The organism is Duganella sp. GW821-FHT07G03 (assembly GCF_059418605.1).
In genome coordinates, this window is record NZ_JBWKQE010000042.1 from 1 (window position 1) to 19,402 (window position 19,402).

Genomic DNA, 19,402 nt, shown 5'->3' on the forward strand with positions numbered 1-19,402 from the left:
GAGATGCAGTCGGCGGTGTCGGCCAGCGTGATGGGCATGGATAAATTCTCCGAGGAGATCCGCCGCAGCGTCGGCGAGGTACGCCAGGTGACGGACCAACTGTCGGGCGTGATGGACCAGGTGCAGAAGCTGGCGCCGCAGTTCGACGCCGTGCTGCAGGGGATGCAGTCGCAGGCGGTCGGCGCGCAGCAGATTTCGGAGACCATGATGCAGCTGAACGACGCCACCCAGCAGACGGTGGAATCGCTCAAGGCCACCAGCGAAGCGGTGCACCAGCTGCAGTACGCGGCGGGCGACCTGCAAACCAGCGTCGCCAACTTTGCCGTCGCGGCCTGAGCGGAGCGCGCGATGAAACTGCTGATCTTCCACATCGGCGCCGACCGCTACGGCCTGCGCCTGCGCGACGTGGTGCGCGTGCTGCCGCTGCTGGAACTGAAGCACCTGCCGCTGGCGCCGGACGCCGTCGCCGGCCTGATGGACTTCCACGGCCAGTCGGTGCCGGTGATCGACTTGTGCCGCGCCAGCGGCATGACCAGCGGCGCCGATCATTTCGACACCCGCATCATCGTGGTGGACTACCACGCGCCGGAAGGCACGGACCATCTGCTCGGCCTGCGCGCGGAACGCGTGCTGGGTGTGCAGGAAGTGGCCGAAGCGCAGCTGGCCAACAGCGGCGTGCTGGCGGCGCCCTTCCTCGGCCAGGTCGCCAGCGACGCGGCAGGCATGCTGCAACTGGTGGAACTTGAACAACTGCTGCCGGCATCGCTGCGCGCGATGCTGTTCCAGACATGACACCCGCCCAATCCATGCTGCACGAAGCGACCGGCCTGACGCTGTCCAAGTCCGTGGTCGACCGCGCGATCAGGTACCGCATGGAGCACAACCCCGCCGCCAACCAGGACGCCTACCTGGACCGGATGACGCCGGAGGAACTGACCGCGCTGGTGGAGCTGGTGGTGGTGCCGGAATCGTGGTTCTACCGCGATCCGCAAGCCTTCCAGGCGGCGCTCGAATTTGTCCGCGCGCGCCTGGCCGCCGACGCCAACCACATGGTGCGCATCCTGTCCGTCCCCTGCGCCGGCGGCGAGGAACCGTACACGATGGCGATGGTGCTGGCCGATGCCGGCGTGCCGCGCAACAGCTACATCATCGACGCCTACGACATCAGCCCCGGCTGCGTGGCGCGCGCCAAGAGCGGCGTCTACAGCCACAACGCCTTCCGCAGCCAGGAGATGGGCTTCCGCGACCGCCACTTCGTCAACGACGGCGACGACTATCGCATCAGCGACGCCTTGCGCCAGCAAGTGCGCTTCAAACAGGGCAACCTGCTGGAGTTCGACCTGGGCGCGCGCACGGGGCACTACGATGTGATCTTCTGCCGCAATCTGCTGATCTACTTCGACAAGCCCACCACCAAGGCGGCCATCGCCAAGCTGGAAGCCTTGCTGGGCGAAAGCGGCCTGCTGTTCGCCGGCTACGCCGAGGTGCCGTCGTTCTGCCAGCATGGTTTTACGCCGCTCCAGTATCCGCAGGCTTTCGGCCTGAGGAAGGAGAGCGCGCGGCCGGCGCCGGCCGTCAAGCCGACGGCCAAGGCGCCCCCGCGTGCCGCGCGCCGTGCCGCGCCGCCGGCCATCCCGGCAGCGGCGGCGACGCCGAAGCCGGCGCACCGCTTGGTGCCCGTGCCCGTCCCGCCGCCAGCCGCACCGGCCACCATCGACTTGCTGGCCGAAGCGCGCCGGCTGGCCGACCTGGGACAGCTGAAGGAAGCCGAGAACAGCAGCCGCGACCACCTGGCGCAGTCGCCCGATTCGGCGGAAGCCTATTTCATCCTCGGCCTGGTCAACGAACTGACGAACAAGCGCCAGCTCGCGGAAGACTACTGGAGGCGCTGCATCTACCTGCAACCGGACCACTACGAAGCGCTGTGCCACCTGGCCCTGCTGGCCGAGACCAACAACGACCCCGGCGCCGCCACCGCGCTGAAAGCCCGCGCCGCGCGCATCTACAAACGCCAGCAAGGATCTTAAGGGCGCCCAACCATGAATACGACCACCTCCCCTATCGCCATCGCCAGCATCGACGACTGCTGGAACCGCATCGGCGTCGTCGGCGACCAAAGCTGCGAGAAGCTGGAGCAGGCGGTCCACTGCCGCAACTGCGAGGTGTACGCGGCGGCGGCCCAACGCAACCTGCAACGCGCCGTCGGCGACGATTACAAAAAAGACTGGGCTGCCCACTTCCGCCAGGCCGCCGCCGGCGCGCAGCAGCTGGACGCCTCCTGCCTGGTGTTCCGTATCGGCCGCGAATGGCTGTCGCTGCCGACCAAGATGTTCGTCTCGGTGGCGCAGCAGGCCAAGCCGCACCGCCTGCCGCACCGCGCGGAACGCGGCTTGAGCGGCATCGTCAACGTCGGCGGCACGCTGTATCCCTGCATGTCGCTGGCGGCGCTGCTGGGCATCGACGAAAACGAGGGCGTAGCCGCCGCCAACCGCCACACCTTTGCGCGCCTGCTGCTGACGCAATGGGAAGACCAGGCCTACGCGCTGCCGGTGGCCGACCTGCACGGCATCCTGCGCTACGCCACCGTCTCGGTGCAGGCGCCGGCGGCCACCATCAACAAGGGCCTGTCGCGCTTCCTGTCGGGCGTGATAGCGCATGAAGACATGCATATCGGCGTGCTCGATGCGGCGCTGATCGGCTACCAACTTGCGAGGGTACTGCGATGAGCCAGAGCGGCGATAACACCGGCAACGGAGACCTGAGCCAGTTTTCCATGCTCGACCTGTTCCGCATGGAGGCCGACAGCCAGACCCAGATCCTGACCGACGGCCTGCTGGCCATGGAGCGCCTGAAGGACGACGCCGGCGCCATCGAATCGATGATGCGCGCCGCGCACTCGATCAAGGGCGCGGCCTCCATCGTCGGGCTGGAAGTGGTGGTGCAGCTGGCGCACGGCATGGAGGACGCCTTCATCGCCGCCCAGCACGGCAAGCTGGCGCTCTCGCCCAACCGCGTCGACGTGCTGCTGGCCGGCGTCGACCTGATCCTGCAGCTTTCGCGCCTGCAGGACAGCGGCGTCGATGCCTGGCTGGGCGCCAACGGCACGCTGATCAAGCAGACGCTGGACGCCATCGCCACCATCGCCTTCCTGCCCGAGCCGGTGAACCTGCGGGCGGAAGCCGGCCTGCCGCCGCTTGGCGCGCCGCCCGCAGCCAGCGCCGCGCCGGTCACGGTCACCGAGGAGGCGGCGCTTGCCGCGCCACGCGCGCCGGCGGTGCTGAAGACTGCGCAGAACTTCGACCGCCTGCTGTCGCTCGCCAGCGAATCGCGCATCAACGCGCACCAGATGCATCCCTTCATCCAAGACATGCAGCGCTTCAAACGCAACCAGAGCAGCCTGTTCGCGCTGGTCGAGCAACTGCACGAGGCGATCGCCAACAGCAGCGACGCCGCCCTGAAAGAGAAGTCGCTGCTGGCGCTGCAAAAGACCCACCCGCTCAAGCAGTTCGTGCTGGAGCACATCGCCGACATCGAGGCCTACGAGCGCCGCCTGCTGGCCGTATCGCAAAGCATGGTGGACGAGGTGCTGACGCTGCGCATGCGCCCCTTCCGCGACGGCGTGCAGGCCTTCCCGCGCATGGTGCGCGACCTGGCCCGCAACATGGGCAAGGACGTGCAGCTGCACATCATCGGCGAGGACACGCTGGTCGACCGCGACATCCTGGCCAAGATCGAAAGCCCGCTCAACCACATGCTGCGCAACGCCGTCGACCACGGCATGGACGCGCCGGACACCCGCGTCGCCGCCGGCAAGCCCGCCATCGGCAGCATCGCGCTGGAAGCGAAGCACCGCGCCGGCATGCTCAGCATCGAGATCAGCGACGACGGCCGCGGCGTGGACCTGGAAAAAATCCGCACCCGCGTGGTGGAACGCAAGATGGCCAGCCCGCAGATGGCGGCCTCGCTGTCGCCGCCCGAACTGCTGGAATTCCTGTTCCTGCCGGCCTTCAGCCTGAAGGAAAACACCACCGAGATATCCGGGCGCGGCGTCGGCCTGGACATCGTGCACGAAACCATACGCTCGCAGAACGGCACCGTGCGCATCGAATCGGAACTGGGCGCCGGCTTCCACACCTACATCACGCTGCCGCTGACGCAATCGATCGTGCGCGCGCTGGTGGTGGACATCAAGGGCGAGGCCTACGCCGTGCCCATCGTGCAGGTCGAGCGCGTGGTCAAGGTGGCGCAGTCGGCCATCCATACGCTGGAGAGCAAGCAGTTCTTCGATCTCGGCGGCGAGCATCTGGGCCTGGTCTCGGCCGCGCAAGTACTGGAACTGGGCGACACCGACGCCAGCAGCGACGAGCTGGCGGTGGTCGTCATCGGCAGCGGCGCGCGCCGCTACGCGCTGGTGGTGGAGGCGATACGCGGCGAACAAAGCCTGGCGGTGCAGGCGCTCGACCCGATCTTCGGCAAGATGCGCGACATCTCCGCCGCCGCCCTGCTCGACGACGGCGAGCCGGTGCTGATCCTCGACGTGCCCGACCTGCTGCTCTCGATCGACAAGCTGCTGCACGAAGGCGGCCTGCATCAACTGGCCAAGTCCGACCAGGCCGAGCGCCGCAAGACCAAGCGCATACTGGTGGTCGACGATTCGCTCACGGTGCGCGAGATGGAGCGCAAGCTGCTGCTGGGCCGGGGCTTCCTGGTCGATATCGCCATCGACGGCATCGACGGCTGGAACGTGGTGCGCAGCGGCGACTACGACCTGGTGATCACCGACGTCGACATGCCGCGCATGGACGGCATCGAACTGGTCACGCTGATCAAAAAAGACATCCACCTGCATAAACTGCCGGTCATGATAGTCTCTTACAAGGACCGTCCCGAAGACCGCGCACGCGGGCTCTCGGCCGGCGCCGACTACTACCTGACCAAGGGCAGCTTCCACGACGAGACGCTGCTCGACGCCGTCAACGATCTGATAGGAGATGCCCGCAGATGAAAATCGCCATCGCCAATGATGTCGCCATGGCAGCCGAAGCGCTGCGGCGGGTCGTCGCCAGCACCGCGGAGCACCAGGTGCTGTGGATCGCCCGCACCGGCGCGGAGGCGGTGCGCATGTGCGCGGACAACCGCCCCGACCTGATCCTGATGGACCTGAACATGCCGGAACTGGACGGCGTCGAGGCGACGCGGCAAATCATGGAGCAAAGCCCATGCGCCATCCTGGTGGTGACCGGACGGCCGCAGGACAACGTCAACCAGGTGTTCCGCGCGCTGGGCGCCGGCGCGCTGGACGTGACGGCGACTCCTGTATTGCAAGGCAAACCTGGCGGCGACGCCGAGCTGCTGGCCAAGATCCGCACCATGGACAAGCTGATACGCCACAGCGGCGGCAGCCAGGCGATGATGCCCAGGTCCGCGGCCAACGGCAACGGCGCCGAGGGGCAGGAGGCGGTGGTGCGCGTCACCACGCTGCTGGCGATCGGCGCCTCCACCGGCGGCCCGATGGCGGTGTCCAAGATGCTGGCAGGATGGAAGCCGCCGCGCGGCTGCGCGGTGGTGGTGGTGCAGCACATCGACCAGCACTTCGCCGACAATTTCGCCCGCTGGCTGGGCGAACAGCTGGAGATGCCGGTGCGCGCCATCGAGGAAGGCGACGAACTGGCGGCGGGCACCGTCCTGGTCGCCAAGAGCAACGACCACTTAACGCTGGATCAAAACTATCGCTTGCGTTACGATGCAAACCCTAGGGACTACGCCTACCGTCCGTCGGTCGACGTGTTTTTCCACTGCGTGGCGCAGCACTGGAAGGGCGAAGCGGTCGGCGTGCTGCTGACCGGCATGGGCCGCGACGGCGCCGAAGGCTTGCTGGCCATGCGCCGCGCAGGCCACACCACCATCGCCCAGGACCAGGCCAGCAGCGCCGTCTACGGCATGCCACGCGCGGCCGCCGAGCTGGATGCGGCGCAGATGATTTTACCGCTGGCGAAGATCGGCCCAGTCTTGCGCAGCACCCTGGGCGGGCGCAGCTGATTGACCTTTAAAGAGAACACTGATGTCCGAAGTACACGCAACAGCAGCAGATCCGGAACACACGCTGACCGCCTTCAAGGTCAGGGTGCTGCTGGTGGACGACCAGTTGATCATCGTCGAGGCAGTGCGCCGCATGCTGAGCGACCAGGCCGATATCGAATTCCATTACGTGACCGACGCCACCCTGGCCCTGGAAAGCGCCAGGCAGTTGCAGCCGACCGTGATCCTGCAAGACCTGGTGATGCCATCCATCGACGGCTTTGGCATGATCCAGCTCTATCGGGAATGCGAAGAGCTGCGCAACGTGCCGGTGATCGTGCTCTCGGCCAAGGAAGACCCCAAGCTCAAGGCGCACAGCTTTGCCACCGGCGCCAACGACTACATGGTCAAGCTGCCCGACAAGCTGGAGCTGCTGGCGCGCGTGCGCTACCACTCTGACGCCCATATCAACCGGCTGCAGCGCGACCAGGCCTTCCGCTTCCTGCGCGAGAGCCAGAAGCAGCTGGCCGACGCCAATATCCAGCTGCGCAAGCTGGCGGCGCTCGACGGCCTGACCGGCATCGCCAACCGCCGCCAGTTCGACGACACCATGCAGCTCGAATGGCAGCGCGGCCAGCGCGAAAAGCAGCCGTTGGCGCTGCTGTTGTGCGACGTCGACTTTTTCAAGCTGTATAACGACAGCTTCGGCCACCTGGCGGGCGATCTGTGCCTGAAAAAAGTGGCCGCCGTATTGACCGAACATCTCAAGCGACCGGCCGACCTGGCCGCGCGCTACGGCGGCGAGGAATTCGCCATTATCCTGCCGGATACACCACTGACTGGGGCACTGATCGTGGCCGAGTCGTGCCGCCGCCACCTGGAGCAGCTAGCCATCGAGAATCCGCAGGCGCATCCCGGCTACACCACCTTGACCATGTCGATAGGCGTGGCCTGCGTGGTGCCGTCGCCCGCCTCCAGCATCGAGCAGCTGATCCAGCACGCCGACCAGGCACTGTATGCCGCCAAGCACGCCGGCCGCAACCGCGTGGCGGACGCGCACGACCTGCCTGGTCTCCCCTCCGTATCGAACTAAGGAAAAACAGCAGCATGAGTGCTCAATTTGATCAAGTCAGCGTCGTCAAGAAATCGAATATCTACTTCGACGGCAAATGCGTTTCGCACAATGTGATCTTCGCCGACGGCAGCAAGAAAAGCGTTGGCGTCATCTTCCCTTCCAGCCTGACCTTCAACACCGGCGCGCCGGAAACGATGGAGATCATCGGCGGCGTGTGCAAGGTGCGCCTGGCCGGCGCCAGCGAATGGCAGACCTACGCGGCGGGCCAGGAATTCAAAGTGGGCGGCAATTCGAGCTTTGATATCGAGACCGTCGAGACGGTCGATTACGTTTGCCACTTCGGCTAACGTTGTGAAACAGCGGTAAACAGCGGGGTCAGTTCCGGCAATGTGCCACGCGTGGCACATTGCCGGAACTGACCCCGCTGTTTTTTTTAAACGAACACCGGCTCCGGTTCCAGCAGCACGCCATAGCGCGCCTGCACGTCGGCCTGGATCGCGCGCGCCAGCGCCACCACATCGGCGCCCTTGGCGCCGCCGTTATTCACCAGCACCAGCGCCTGTTTCGGGTACACGCCCGCCGCGCCCAGCTTGCGCCCCTTCCAGCCGCATTGATCGATCAGCCAGCCCGCCGCCAGCTTCTCGCTGCCATCCGGCTGCGCGTGGTGTACCAGCGTAGGGAAACGCTCCAGCAGCGCCGCGCATTGCGCGCCTGTCACCACCGGGTTCTTGAAGAAGCTGCCGGCGTTGCCGATCACCGCGGGATCGGGCAGCTTGCGGCGGCGGATCGCGATCACCGTGTCGGCCACCTGCTGCGCGCTCGGCGCGGCCAGGCCCTGCTCCGCCACCGCCTGCGCCAGTTCCGCGTAGCGCAGGTTGGGCCGCCACTGCTTGGGCAGCGCGAAGCAAACGTCGAGGATGATCAGGTGGCGGCCGCCCTCCTGCTTGAAGACGCTGTCGCGGTAGCCGAAGCGGCAGGCGGCGGCATCCATCGTGCGCGTGCCGCCGTCGGACGGATCGAACACCGTCACGCTGTGGAACACATCCCTGGTCTCGAGACCGTAGGCGCCGATGTTCTGGATCGGCGCCGCGCCCACCGTGCCCGGTATCAGCGACAGGTTTTCCAGCCCGCCCACGCCTTGCGCCAGCGTCCATTGCACGAACTCGTGCCAGTTCTCGCCGGCCGCCGCGCGCACGTAATGGTGGCTTGCATCGCCGGCCAGCACTTCGCGGCCCTGCAAGGCGATGTGCAACACCAGTCCGGGAAAGTCCCCCGTCAACAGCAAATTGCTGCCGCCGCCCAACACCAGCTTGGGCGAAGAAACCCAGGCGGCATCGGCAAAAACGCCGAGCAGTTGCTCTGTTTCCGTCACGCGCAAATACGCGTGCGCGCTCGCCGCAATGCCGAATGTATTAAGAGACTGGAGGGGGAACTGGTATTGAATGGCTGACTGTGGATGCATGGGGGGAAAACCTGGGAAATTTCATCGATTATAGAGCGAAACAAGCAAAAAACCAGCGCCGATATGGCGGCATCGGGCCGGTTGTCCGTTAAAATGTCAGTCTTTGATGCAGCGGGTTTGCTCCACGCTGCATGCCACACGAAAAGGAAATAGTTATGCCGTCGTTTGATGTAGTCTCCGAAGCCGATATGATCGAAGTGAAGAATGCCGTCGAGCAATCTCAAAAAGAAATCGCCACCCGTTTTGACTTCAAGGGTACCGGCGCCTCCGTCGAGCACAAGGAAAACGAACTGACCGTCGTCGCCGACTCCGAATTCCAGCTGCAGCAGGTACGCGATGTGCTGACCAACAAGCTGTCCAAGCGCAAGGTTGACGTGCGCTTCCTGGAAGACGGCGACATCAAGAAAATTGGCGGCGACAAGGTCAAGCAAGTGATCAAGATCAAGAACGGCATCGAATCCGACGATGCCAAGAAGATCGTGCGCGTCATCAAGGATAGCAAGATGAAAGTGCAAGCGAGCATCCAGGGCGAAGCCGTGCGCGTCACCGGCGCCAAGCGCGACGACCTGCAAGCGGCCATGGCCATGCTGCGCAAGGACGTGCCGGAGATGCCGCTGGAATTCAACAACTTCCGCGACTGACCTGTTCGCGCGACGCCCGCCGCGGCGTCACAATGCTGTAGCACACATGGAGTAGAATCGAACCGGGCTCCATGCAAGGTGTACTGCCGCGCGACCGCATATTACGCATAGCGCCGGGCTTTGTTCCCGGCAACCACTACGGTAGTCTAAGGATAGCAATGAAACGTGTTGATGATTTCCGCCTGCGCTTTGGCAAAAACGAGTACGTTCCCATCATGGTCGGCGGTATGGGCGTGGATATTTCCACGTCCGAGCTGGCGCTGGAAGCGGCCCGCCTGGGCGGCATCGGCCATATCTCGGACGCCATGGTGGAAGACGTATCGGACCGCAAGTTCGACACCAGCTTCGTCAAAGACAAGACCAAGTTCTACAAGTTCAATATCAACAACATGGACAAGTCCGTGGTGCAGTTCGACCTGGAACGCCTGGCCGACGCGCAGCGCCGCCACATCGGCGCCACCATGGCGGCCAAGCAAGGCCCCGGCCTGATCTTCGTCAACTGCATGGAAAAGCTGACCATGAACGGCCCGCGCGAAACCCTGCGCACCCGCCTGAACGCGGCGCTGGACGCCGGCATCGACGGCATCACCTTGTCGGCCGGCCTGCACTTCGGCTCGTTCGCGCTGATGGCCGACCACCCGCGCTTCCGCGAAGCCAAGCTGGGCATCATCGTCTCGTCGGTGCGCGCGCTGCAGATCTTCCTGCGCAAGAACGCCAAGCTGAACCGTCTGCCGGACTACATCATCGTCGAAGGCCCGCTGGCCGGCGGCCACCTGGGCTTCGGCATGGACTGGGCCGAGTACGACCTGATGACCATCACCCAGGAACTGCTGGACTACCTGAAGGCGGAGAATCTGGAAATTCCGCTGATCGCGGCCGGCGGCATCTTCACCGGCAGCGACGCGGTGCGCTTCCTGGAAGCGGGCGTGGCGGGCGTGCAGGTGGCGACCCGCTTCACCGTCACCAACGAATGCGGCCTGCCGGCCAAGGTCAAGCAGGAATACTTCAAGGCATCGGAAGAGGACATCATCGTCAACGGCATCTCGCCAACCGGCTACCCGATGCGCATGCTCAAGGGCACGCCGGCGATCGGCGCCGGCATCCGTCCCGGTTGCGAGTCGTATGGCTACCTGCTGGACGCGACCGGCAACTGCGCCTACATCAATTCCTACAACCGCGAAGTGGCGGCGCATCCGGACGAGAAGAACATCGTGGTGATGGACAAGACCTGCCTGTGCACCCACATGCGCAACTTCAATTGCTGGACCTGCGGGCACTATACCTATCGCCTGAAAGACACCACGCACAAGAAGGCCAGCGGCGAGTACCAGCTGCTCACCGCCGAGCACGTGTTCAAGGACTATCAGTTCAGCGTAGACAACCAGATCGCCCTGCCTGAAAAGGAAGAGGTCTGAATTAAATAAAATACGGCGCTCACTGAGCGCCGTTTGCTTGTCAACCTTCGGAATTTATTCGGGCAATCAGCGCGCCCAGGACCTCTTCCGAACGCTCGTTGTCGACCTGGCAGGTGCCGGCATTCTCATGTCCGCCGCCGCCGTATTCCAGCATCAGCGCGCCGATATTGGTCTTCGACGTGCGGTTCAGGATCGACTTGCCGGTGGCGAACACGGTGTTCTGGTTCTTCAAGCCCCACAGCACGTGGATCGAGATATTCGTCTGTGGATACATCGCGTAGATGATGAAGCGGTTGCCGGCATAGATGATCTCTTCGTCGCGCAAATCCAGCACCACCAGGTTCTTGTGCACGGTCGCACAGCGGCGAATTTGCTCCTTGCACTTCTCGGCGTGCTCGAAGTACAAGTCCTTGCGCTCCATCACGTCCGGCAAGGCCATGATCTCGGCGATCGTGTGGTTCTTGCAGTAGTCGATCAGGTCCATCATCAGGTTGTAGTTCGAGATGCGGAACTCGCGGAAACGGCCCAGTCCGGTGCGCGCATCCATCAGGAAATTCAGCAGATCCCATCCCTCGGGATTGAGCACCTCCTGCTCGTTGAAGCGGGCGGCGTCGCCCTTGTCCACCGCCACCATCATGTCCTGCCAGGAGGCCGGGAAGGCTTTCTCGGCGCCGTAGTAGTCGTACACCACGCGCGCGGCCGACGGCGCTTCCGGGTGGATCACGTGGTTCGCGCGCTCGCCAGTATTGCGGATGGTTTCCGACAGGTGGTGGTCGAAAGCGATATGCACACCCGGCACGAACGGCAGATTGGTGGTGATGTCGTTGTCGCTGATGGCGATCTTACCGTCCTGCATATCCTTTGGATGCACAAACAGGATCTCATCGATCATATCCAGGTGTTTCAACAGCACTGCGCACACCAGGCCGTCAAAGTCGCTGCGCGTTACCAGACGATATTTTTTTGCTTCTGACATGAATGCACCTCTAGTGGATTGAACATGACGATGGGCTAATGATACAACCCAAATCTACACGTGGACAGCAATTGTGATGGCACGTTGCAATACGTCACGTCTTTCGAATGTTAAGAAACGGAAAAGCCGCCGGGCGTCTGTCTCAATTGTACAAAAACGACAAACTTGCATTTTGGATTACCTAGAATGGCTGCGCTGCCCCCTCAGCGCCGGCAGCTCCCCACTCTAATTCATCCGCAAGAGGAGACCGATACCATGCCGCGTATTTCAACCTTACTTGGACTGGCCGTCGCAGGCTGCCTGAGCCTGTCCAGCCCGACGCTGTATGCGCAAACCGCGCCGATCAGCGTCTCGCCGCAAGCGCAACTCGACGGCGCCAGCAACGCCGCCCGGCGCGATTTCACCCAGTTCGTTCAATACCAGGTGCAGAACCACGCCGGCAGCGCGCCGCAAGGCTTCCCGCTGGAGGTGGCCGACGTGCAGGATCTGAGGGACGCCCGCATCGCCTACGGTTTCCCAGTCTACACCATCGATCCGGCCGATCTGCTGGCCGGCCGCCGCGAAATGAAGGCGATGGCCAAGCCGACCGGCATCTGGCGCTTCGTCATCACCCTCAACGAGCTGCCGATCGGCCTGGCCACGGTCGAGCAGGTCAACGGCAAGTGGGAAACGGTGGCCTATGGCGCGAGCGTGATGGCCAAGGACCTCGATGCGGCCATGGGCGCCTATGCCAATGCGGAACGCTCGAATGTGCGGGTGCTGCGCATCTACCAGGCCCAGTCCGATTTCCTGGAAGTGAGCGCCACCCAGAACGGCGCGGTGCGCTTCGCGCCCTTGCATTCGGCGCGCCAGTCGCTACTGCTGCAACGCAAAGGCGCCGGCGATGGCTTGCTCGATGCCAGCGAGCTGCTGGAGCCGTTGCGCGTGGCGGTTAAAAAAAATCTGGATAGTGCGCGCTAAGCCGCGCGGGACAAGGAGAACCACATGAAAAAATTGAACAGCCTGATCTTGAGCGCCGGCCTGCTGGCCGTGCTGCCCTCCGCCTTCGCGCAATGGAAAACCCTGAACGTGCCGCTGGTCACGCAGGAACACAGTCAGTGGTGCTGGGCCGGCTCCAGCAAGGCGGTGCTGAACTTCTACGGACAAGCGCCCAGCCAGTGCCAGATCGTCAACTGGGCCTTCGGTCTGAACTACGCCTGCGGCAATGCGAACTTCAACTGGAACAGCTACGCCAACCAGCCCAACAATATGTACGGCAGCAATGGCAGCGTGCAGAACATCCTGAAGGCCTGGGGCGTGTCCAACACCGCCTACAACTCGGCCTCGTCATGGAACAGCGTGGTGTCCGACATCAATGCCAACCGCCCCTTCGTGATCCGCTATGGCTGGAGCAGCGGCGGCGGCCACATCATGGTGGGGCGCGGCTATGAAACCGTCAACGGCGTCAACTACGTGTACATCATGAACCCATGGCCGGGCGAAGGCCAGACCTACCGCACCTACAGCTCGGCGGTGTACGCGTCCGACCACCAGTGGACGCATACCCAGCGCATGAACAACTGAGCGCCTTACGGCCCCTGCTCGACGCCGATCGTGAAATCCAGCATGTTGTCGGCGGTTGATGCCTCGAAGCTCGCATAGCGCTGCGGGCCGCCCTTGCTTGCCGGCTTGATGCTCCACGTCATGCTGCATTCGCCCGTCACCTTGCTCGGCTTACCGAAATTCCGGATCAGGATTTTCTTGACGTAGGCGCAGTTGGCCGCGCCAATAAACGAAGCCTGCACCAGCTCGATATTGCCGCCGATCTCCGGCGACATCGCGAAGCTGTCGGTCTTGACGTTTTCGCCACATTCCACATTGCCGCGTTTGATCTGTTCGCGCTCGGGGCGCGTGCTGGGCTTGCACCACGGGGCCAGTTGCTGCATCGCCTGCTTCCAGTTGCTGGTGAACAGCTTGGGTGAGGCGATCACGTCAAAGACATGCTCCACGGGTGTCTGTTCGTTTTGCGCCTGGGCGCAGGCGCTGATGGCCAGGCACAGGCCCAGGATGGCGTAGCTTGATTTCATCTTGTTCCAGTCGGTTATAGGGTCGGGCTTAAGTCATCACGCACTTGTCGAGCGTCGCCGTCGGGTCCATCAAATCGGCGCGGCGCTGGAACGGGCCGCGCTTCTTGTCGGTGAGTTGGCTCTTGGCGGTCGACAGATTACTGCTGTACAGCTCAAGATGCAACATCGTGTCCTTATGTTTCTTGCCGTTCTCCTTGATCAGCTGGCCGACCTTGCCGATCACGTCGCCGCGCTTGACCTCCTTGCCGCGCAAAGCCTTCTGCTCTTTGGCGCTGCGCGGCGCCACCTCGCCGTAGCGGACGATGAAGTCGCCATGGTCGACCTCCACCGCATCGGTCTGCCAGTAGAACGCATAGCACTGCAAGATCACGCCGTCGGCCATCGCCCGCACCTCGGTGTCGACCGGCGCATACAGGTCGCAACCGGCGTGGCGCCGCGCGCCCCGGCTGGAATTGAATTGCAGCGCTCCCTCGTGATACGAGGCCGACGGGCGTTTCTCGAAGGGGAACAACAAGCCCTCCTTGATCGCCTTGCCGGCCGGCGGAGGCGGCTTCACCACCTTCTTCTTGATGTCCTTCTCCACCGTCTCATGCTTGACGGCCTTCTCCTTCTTGCGCTGTGCGACCTCGTCGCTGGTGGCGCCGCCGCGTATGGCCACCACCTGCTCGCTGCCGGCGTGCTGCTGCGCCTGGTTACCTTCGGGCAGGATGATATGGCTGCGCTTGTGCTCGACCATTGCGGGCACCGCCGCCGGATGCACGTTCATCTCCTGCTGCAGACAGGCGCCGATCAGCGCCATCGGCGGTCGCCGCCACAGGTACTCGCCATCGTGCAGCTTGATCTGCTGACCGACCTTGAGCTGATTCGGATTGGCGATGTGGTTGATTTTCTGCAGCTCGGCGACCGTGGTCTGATGGTCCTTGGCGATCTTCGACAAGGTTTCGTGGTCCTGCACCTCGTGCGTCTCTTCCACGGTGTTGCCGTTCACCTGCAGCATATCCTTGTAGTCGGGATTGAGGATCACAAACAGCACTTCCGACAGGCCGGGCGCGATGATGGGCGAGGTCTGGCCGTTGCTGTCGGTCTTGCCGAGCACGACTTCAGGCTTGTCCTTGCTGCCCTGCACCTTGACCGGGCGTCCCTGCGTGCCGGCCTTGGCCGGGTAGATCGCCGCATAAGGCTGGCCGGCGTATGGCTTGTCGTCCTTGGTCAGCAGCTTGAACGACAGATTGGTCTTGGCCGACAACAGCTTTTCCAGCGGATCGAGGAAGGGCAGTATCTTGGTCTGGATGATCTTGAGCACGGCTTTCGGACGGTCTTCGGCCATGTTGTCGGCGTTCGCCTGGAAGTACCAACCCTCGTGGTGGAACAGATATAAATGCTTTTCGTAGTTCTTGCCGAAATACTTGATGGCGCGTTCCTTGGCAAACATGTACGACAGCACGATGCCGTAGGCGCCGCGTTCGGCGTCGAACACATAACCATCCAGTTCCAGCACAAAGCCCAGCCGCTTCTTCGACACTTCCTCCTTGGCGGCCTCTTCCACGGTGGCCTTGGTGTACTGGCCCAGACCGGCGGCGGACGTGGTGCCGGCCGCCGCGTCGGGATTGAAGCCCGACTCGATCTTGCAGAACAACAGCATGTGCGCGATATCGCGGTACGGCAGCTTGTAGCGCGCGCCGATCTCCACCAGCAGGTCGATGATGCGGTCCTGCACCTGCGGCGAGGCGTCGCCATGGATGCGCGACAGCCCGGCCAGCGCGCCGGCCGGCTTGTCGATCTTGGGCTGCATGTGCAGGTAGGAGTATTTCTTGATCTTGTCTTCGCTGTACGCGGCGCCTTTGGCGGCGCGCAAGATCTCGTAGATGGTGGACACTGGCGGCTCCCTGTCCTTAGCGCGGCATAATCGATTTGACTTTTTTCATGTGGCCGTCGCTGTGCGCCAGCGCCTGCTCGTACTTGGGGCTGTCTTCATTCTCGATCAGCGCGCCGGCCTCGTCATAGATGGAATACGCTTCCGCATACGGCGCCGAGCCGCCGCCGATCGAGTAGTACATGACCGCGACATCGCCCTTGTCGCCGCGCGCGCAAGCCCACTGGGTGACGAACAGCTTGCTGACCTTGCCGCCGGTCTCGACGATGGACTTGGCGCTGGCTTTATTCAGTTCCGGCAGGGTCGCCTTGCGCGTCTTGCCGTCGCGGCTCACGCTCAGCGTCTGCGGCTTGCATTGGTTCAGGGTGGCGGCGTCGTTGCTCGGTTTGCAATCGGACTCGATCACATACTGGGTCTCGCCGCACTGCATCTGCTCGCGCCACGGCGCCTGGTCGCCGGCGCTGCAACCCACATGCACCAAGGCCACGCCCGCGGCCATGAACACCGCACTGAATTTATTCTTGATACCCATCTTGCTGCTTTCTCCTGATGACGACGGACTTCGCGCACAGCGCTCAGTCCCAATGGCGATCCATTTCCTGGTGCCATACATTGATGTTTTCCTGGTCCCAGCTTTCCTTGTTCAACAAGGTCAGCTCGACCGGCTTGGGTTCCTTGGTGCCGACCTTGATGGTCTTGCCCTTGGCGTCGGTGATGCCGTAGTGCAGGCTGCCGTCGGGCAGCTTCAGCAGGTAGGGCTGCTGGGCGAGCCGCTGTTCGTCGCGCAACACCTGGTATTGCGCCGCATAGTCGTGGCGCACCGACTGGTTCAAATTGAGCTCGCCGTTCGGCAGGTGCGGCAGCACGACCGACGCGCTGGCCGGGCCGGCCAGTTCCTTTTGACTCGCCTTGAAGGTCATGGTGCCGGGGCCGTGCAGCTCGATATTGCCGCCTTCGAGTTTCAGCCAGGCGCCCTGCGCGGTCAGCATCACATGCTGCTTGGCGGCCACGCTGACCGAGCGCGTGACGCTGGCCACGGTGATGGCCTTATCGGCCGTCAGACGCGTTTCCCCCGCTTGACTCTGGCTGCTGACGCGGCCGCTCGCCGCATGCAGGCGGATGCCGGTTTCCTGGTTGGGCTTCTGCGCATTGCTTGCTTTGCCGTAGGTGAATAGACTGACGCCGCCGGCGACCATGTGCAGGCTGTTGGCCTGCGCGGCCAGGTTGATGTCCTGTCCCGCGGCCAGGCTGCTGCTGCCTTGGGCGGTGACGACGGCGCTGGCTGGCGTCAGCGCCGCGATGCCAGCCGGGCTAGACAACTGCAAGTGCGCTTCGCGATACGCCGCCGCAGTGCCGAGGCCGCCGCTCGTATCCTGTTGATCGCTGCCGCTGGCGCTGCGGCCCAGCACTTCGGCGCTGTGCGCCATCGCCACAAGCGCAGGCAGCTCGGCCGGCGCTTTTTCGCCCGCCAGCATGGCCTTGTGTTGTTGCGCGGTTTCCGCCAGTTGCTGCTGCAATTGCTGGCTCGCTTCGGCCTGGCTGCGCGCCTCGCGGGAATCGAGCTGGGCGCCGCTGCCGCCGTTGCGGGCGTGGCTGGTCAGCAGCATGCCCTGGCCAGCGCGCAATGCGACGCTGTGCTCGGTCTTCAGCTCGGCGCCAAAGCCGGCCGGCGCCAACCGCTGGTTATCGGTTTGATGACGCAGCTGTCCAAGGTTGAGCTCGGCAGTGCCCGCATGTGGCGCGGCGTGATGTTGCAGGGCCAGGCGCGGCTCGCCGGGGCTATCGTCGAACACCAGCTGGCTGTAACTGCCGGCGCCCTGCTGGCTGCTCTGCATGGCCTGCGATTTCAAACCCGACAGCACCGCCGGATGCGCGTGGGCGCCCGTGGCGCCGGGGAACCAGGCGCTGGCGTTGCCGGTCGAGGCGCCCGCGCCTTGCGCCACCGCGTTGTGCTGGGCGTTATCCGCGCCGCGGCCGTTGTAGAGCGCGCCGATCACGACCGGACGGTCAATATTGCCCTCGATGAAATCGACCAGCACTTCCTGCCCGACGCGCGGCACTGCGTTGCTGCCCCAGTTGGCGCCGGCGACCGGCGCCAGCGGCGTCGCCACCCGCACCCAGGTGCCGGCGCCGTCGTCAGCGGGCGCGCCGGTGTGGCTGGCGGCGGCCGGATGGTCGAGGCGGCTGTGGCTGGCGGCGCCGCGCTGCCAGTGAAACTGCACCTTGATGCGATGATCGCGGTCGGTGTGCACTACCGCGCCGGCCGGACCGACCACGATTGCGCTTTGCTGCCCCCGCATCACGGGCCGCTCGGTCCTGGCGGAGCTGCGGTAAGGCGTGGCGGCCGGAATGGCGTCGATACGGTTGCGGTACAGCGGACGCTCGGCGATGGCTGAGCCGACGGCATGCAAGCTGCCACGGGTTTCTTCCTGCAGCGCGGCGCTCAAGGGGCCCTGTCCCAGCGCCTTGAGTATGCCGCCCTGGATCTGCGCGCTCAGATTGTTATGCATCAGGTGCACAACCCGAACGATGAGGAACTGCCGCTGCTGATCGCTGTCTGCCGCATCGAGCTGGCTGACGCCCTGCAACGTAAAGGTGGTTGCGGGCGCGAGCGTGCGCACCGTGCCGGCGCCGACGTGAATTTCGCGGTTGGCCTGAAGGGCTTCCACCTGGCGGTCGGCCATGCGCTGGCCGTGCTCGCGGCTGGTGTAGGCATAGGCGCCCGGCACGTCATCGCTGGTCAGCATCGGCCCCTCGCCGCTGGCGCTGACGCGGCGCGTGCTTAGGGACCGGTAATCCCAGCTGCGCAGGCTGACCGCATTGGTCTGCAGGCGCATTTCGGTGCGCCAGCGGTCCAGGCTGTCTTCCCGCATGACGGCGCCCGGCTGGGTGTAACGGATGAGCGGCTGGGCATTGGCGACGAAGCTGCCGTTGTGGTCGGCGATGACCATCGTGTGGCTGCCGAGCGTAGGGCTGTCGGCGTCGCCGCTGTGTTCATAGAAATAAAACAGGCCTTCCTCTTCCATCAGGCGGGTGATGAAGGCGAGATCGCTTTCCTGGTACTGCGTGGTCAGGCTGCGCTTGGCGTAGACATCACGGTCGACGATATCGAAGCGACGCAAAGGCGTCAGGCGGCCCTGTCCCTCGTAGCTGGCGCACACCGCGTCGATGATGTCGAACACCTTCATGTCCTGGAAGATCCGGCTATCGCGTCCCAGTCCAAGGAAGGCAGACCACGGTTGGACGGTCAACTGGTAGCGCGCAAAGCCGCCGTTGGCCCCATGTAATTCCACAGCGGTGATGTGACCATGGAACGGGCGCAGCGCCTCGGCGCCGGCGATGGTCAGCAGCTCCAGCAAGACCGGCTGGCCAAGCAGCGACTTCAGCGGGATGGAGGCGTCGGTGGACAGGGCTTCAATGCGGTAGGTGAAGCCGGAGCCTATGCTCTCCTCCGCGCGCACCGATTCGGCCAGCAATTTATCGGCGCCGATCGGCGTACTCAGCCGGAGAAGACGGCTGGACTGTGTATAACCGTCGAGCATAAGAGATAAAGCCTGGTCGAGCATGCGGATCGCACTCCTGATGCGGATTAGCCGCAAGATTAATGATTTACTATGTTGAGAGTGAGCATTACACCTCAGGCTGAATCATTTGACAAGAGTGGTTTCAATCGTGCGCAGGGTCAATCGACAGACGAAAAAAAGCCCCGACCAGGTGAGACGGCAGGCAATGCCTGTCGTTGAACGGAAGGGGCTTTCAAACGAAAAAAGCCCACCAGATCACTGGTGGGCTTTTTTCTTTATAACTAGCCTGACGATAACCTACTTTCACACTGGTTGCAGCACTATCATCGGCGCAAAGTTGTTTCACGGTCCT

At 63.8% G+C, this 19,402-nt stretch carries 17 protein-coding genes and 1 pseudogene; 12 read left to right on the top strand and 6 right to left on the bottom strand.

The genetic code is table 11. The features are described 5' to 3' along the window. The 8 genes and pseudogenes from AC07OK_RS30070 to ppnP form a co-directional block, all read left to right on the top strand. Positions 1-336, top strand: a pseudogene (locus AC07OK_RS30070) (chemotaxis protein); the annotation flags it as partial. Between the two features lie 12 nt (positions 337-348). Beyond that, positions 349-792, top strand: coding sequence for a chemotaxis protein CheW (locus tag AC07OK_RS30075; protein WP_494693716.1), 444 nt, complete (start codon positions 349-351; stop codon positions 790-792). After that, positions 789-2,027, top strand: a complete 1,239-nt coding sequence (locus AC07OK_RS30080) for a CheR family methyltransferase (RefSeq protein WP_494693717.1) — start codon at positions 789-791, stop codon at positions 2,025-2,027. The genes AC07OK_RS30075 and AC07OK_RS30080 overlap by 4 nt, the downstream gene beginning before the upstream one ends. 12 nt (positions 2,028-2,039) lie before the next feature. Further along, positions 2,040-2,726: a chemotaxis protein CheW gene (locus AC07OK_RS30085; protein WP_494693718.1), complete on the top strand. Its 687-nt coding sequence runs from the start codon at positions 2,040-2,042 to the stop codon at positions 2,724-2,726. Continuing rightward, the gene (locus AC07OK_RS30090) at positions 2,723-5,005 is read left to right on the top strand and encodes a hybrid sensor histidine kinase/response regulator (RefSeq protein WP_494693719.1); all 2,283 of its coding nucleotides are present in this window, start codon (positions 2,723-2,725) and stop codon (positions 5,003-5,005) included. The genes AC07OK_RS30085 and AC07OK_RS30090 overlap by 4 nt, the downstream gene beginning before the upstream one ends. Further along, positions 5,002-6,039, top strand: coding sequence for a chemotaxis-specific protein-glutamate methyltransferase CheB (gene cheB, locus AC07OK_RS30095; RefSeq protein WP_494693720.1), 1,038 nt, complete (start codon positions 5,002-5,004; stop codon positions 6,037-6,039). The genes AC07OK_RS30090 and cheB overlap by 4 nt, the downstream gene beginning before the upstream one ends. 22 nt (positions 6,040-6,061) lie before the next feature. Next, entirely contained in the window at positions 6,062-7,111 is a 1,050-nt protein-coding gene (locus tag AC07OK_RS30100; protein ID WP_494693721.1) for a diguanylate cyclase, read from the top strand. A gap of 14 nt (positions 7,112-7,125) precedes the next feature. Further along, the gene (ppnP, locus tag AC07OK_RS30105) at positions 7,126-7,440 is read left to right on the top strand and encodes a pyrimidine/purine nucleoside phosphorylase (RefSeq protein ID WP_020705687.1); all 315 of its coding nucleotides are present in this window, start codon (positions 7,126-7,128) and stop codon (positions 7,438-7,440) included. Between the two features lie 86 nt (positions 7,441-7,526). Here ppnP and murB read toward each other — a convergent pair whose 3' ends face one another. After that, entirely contained in the window at positions 7,527-8,555 is a 1,029-nt protein-coding gene (gene murB, locus AC07OK_RS30110) for a UDP-N-acetylmuramate dehydrogenase (RefSeq protein ID WP_494693722.1), read from the bottom strand. A 155-nt stretch (positions 8,556-8,710) separates the two neighbouring features. Between murB and AC07OK_RS30115 the strand changes: the two genes are divergently transcribed. Both AC07OK_RS30115 and AC07OK_RS30120 read left to right on the top strand, forming a co-directional pair. Continuing rightward, positions 8,711-9,196 (top strand): YajQ family cyclic di-GMP-binding protein, encoded by a 486-nt coding sequence (locus AC07OK_RS30115; RefSeq protein ID WP_020705685.1) that lies wholly within the window; start codon positions 8,711-8,713, stop codon positions 9,194-9,196. Between the two features lie 158 nt (positions 9,197-9,354). Next, positions 9,355-10,611 carry a nitronate monooxygenase gene (locus AC07OK_RS30120; protein ID WP_494693723.1) on the top strand — a complete coding sequence of 419 codons (1,257 nt, stop codon included), beginning with the start codon at positions 9,355-9,357 and terminating at the stop codon, positions 10,609-10,611. A gap of 40 nt (positions 10,612-10,651) precedes the next feature. Here the strand turns inward: AC07OK_RS30120 and AC07OK_RS30125 are convergent, their stop codons facing one another. Next, positions 10,652-11,587, bottom strand: a complete 936-nt coding sequence (locus AC07OK_RS30125) for an exopolyphosphatase (RefSeq protein ID WP_494693724.1) — start codon at positions 11,585-11,587, stop codon at positions 10,652-10,654. Positions 11,588-11,842: 255 nt separating this feature from the next. Here AC07OK_RS30125 and AC07OK_RS30130 point away from each other — a divergent pair, with 255 nt between their 5' ends. Then, complete coding sequence (locus AC07OK_RS30130) at positions 11,843-12,547, top strand: hypothetical protein (protein ID WP_494693725.1); 705 nt, start codon at positions 11,843-11,845, stop codon at positions 12,545-12,547. A gap of 24 nt (positions 12,548-12,571) precedes the next feature. Continuing rightward, entirely contained in the window at positions 12,572-13,150 is a 579-nt protein-coding gene (locus AC07OK_RS30135; protein ID WP_494693726.1) for a C39 family peptidase, read from the top strand. A 5-nt stretch (positions 13,151-13,155) separates the two neighbouring features. On the opposite strand, the gene AC07OK_RS30140 is transcribed toward AC07OK_RS30135, so the two are convergent. Genes AC07OK_RS30140 through AC07OK_RS30155 form a run of 4 tightly spaced genes read right to left on the bottom strand, consistent with a single transcriptional unit; the run spans position 13,156 to position 19,092 of the window. After that, complete coding sequence (locus AC07OK_RS30140; protein WP_494693727.1) at positions 13,156-13,653, bottom strand: hypothetical protein; 498 nt, start codon at positions 13,651-13,653, stop codon at positions 13,156-13,158. Between the two features lie 28 nt (positions 13,654-13,681). Beyond that, a complete protein-coding gene (locus AC07OK_RS30145; protein ID WP_494693728.1) occupies positions 13,682-15,529 on the bottom strand; it encodes a LysM peptidoglycan-binding domain-containing M23 family metallopeptidase in 1,848 nt (615 codons plus the stop codon). A 16-nt stretch (positions 15,530-15,545) separates the two neighbouring features. Continuing rightward, entirely contained in the window at positions 15,546-16,058 is a 513-nt protein-coding gene (locus AC07OK_RS30150) for a hypothetical protein (RefSeq protein ID WP_494693729.1), read from the bottom strand. Between the two features lie 43 nt (positions 16,059-16,101). After that, positions 16,102-19,092: a type VI secretion system Vgr family protein gene (locus AC07OK_RS30155; protein WP_494693730.1), complete on the bottom strand. Its 2,991-nt coding sequence runs from the start codon at positions 19,090-19,092 to the stop codon at positions 16,102-16,104. Positions 19,093-19,402: the final 310 nt, after the last annotated feature.

What these genes read in the sequence shown, in the direction of transcription:
- AC07OK_RS30100 (WP_494693721.1), top strand. Translation starts at nt 6,062, where the DNA reads ATGTCCGAAGTACACGCAACAGCAGCAGATCCGGAACACACGCTGACC.
- AC07OK_RS30090 (WP_494693719.1), top strand. Translation starts at nt 2,723, where the DNA reads ATGAGCCAGAGCGGCGATAACACCGGCAACGGAGACCTGAGCCAGTTT.
- AC07OK_RS30140 (WP_494693727.1), bottom strand. Translation starts at nt 13,653, where the DNA reads ATGAAATCAAGCTACGCCATCCTGGGCCTGTGCCTGGCCATCAGCGCC.
- AC07OK_RS30080 (WP_494693717.1), top strand. Translation starts at nt 789, where the DNA reads ATGACACCCGCCCAATCCATGCTGCACGAAGCGACCGGCCTGACGCTG.
- AC07OK_RS30155 (WP_494693730.1), bottom strand. Translation starts at nt 19,092, where the DNA reads ATGCTCGACCAGGCTTTATCTCTTATGCTCGACGGTTATACACAGTCC.
- murB (WP_494693722.1), bottom strand. Translation starts at nt 8,555, where the DNA reads ATGCATCCACAGTCAGCCATTCAATACCAGTTCCCCCTCCAGTCTCTT.
- cheB (WP_494693720.1), top strand. Translation starts at nt 5,002, where the DNA reads ATGAAAATCGCCATCGCCAATGATGTCGCCATGGCAGCCGAAGCGCTG.
- AC07OK_RS30125 (WP_494693724.1), bottom strand. Translation starts at nt 11,587, where the DNA reads ATGTCAGAAGCAAAAAAATATCGTCTGGTAACGCGCAGCGACTTTGAC.
- AC07OK_RS30130 (WP_494693725.1), top strand. Translation starts at nt 11,843, where the DNA reads ATGCCGCGTATTTCAACCTTACTTGGACTGGCCGTCGCAGGCTGCCTG.
- AC07OK_RS30150 (WP_494693729.1), bottom strand. Translation starts at nt 16,058, where the DNA reads ATGGGTATCAAGAATAAATTCAGTGCGGTGTTCATGGCCGCGGGCGTG.
- AC07OK_RS30085 (WP_494693718.1), top strand. Translation starts at nt 2,040, where the DNA reads ATGAATACGACCACCTCCCCTATCGCCATCGCCAGCATCGACGACTGC.
- AC07OK_RS30135 (WP_494693726.1), top strand. Translation starts at nt 12,572, where the DNA reads ATGAAAAAATTGAACAGCCTGATCTTGAGCGCCGGCCTGCTGGCCGTG.
- AC07OK_RS30115 (WP_020705685.1), top strand. Translation starts at nt 8,711, where the DNA reads ATGCCGTCGTTTGATGTAGTCTCCGAAGCCGATATGATCGAAGTGAAG.
- AC07OK_RS30120 (WP_494693723.1), top strand. Translation starts at nt 9,355, where the DNA reads ATGAAACGTGTTGATGATTTCCGCCTGCGCTTTGGCAAAAACGAGTAC.
- AC07OK_RS30075 (WP_494693716.1), top strand. Translation starts at nt 349, where the DNA reads ATGAAACTGCTGATCTTCCACATCGGCGCCGACCGCTACGGCCTGCGC.
- ppnP (WP_020705687.1), top strand. Translation starts at nt 7,126, where the DNA reads ATGAGTGCTCAATTTGATCAAGTCAGCGTCGTCAAGAAATCGAATATC.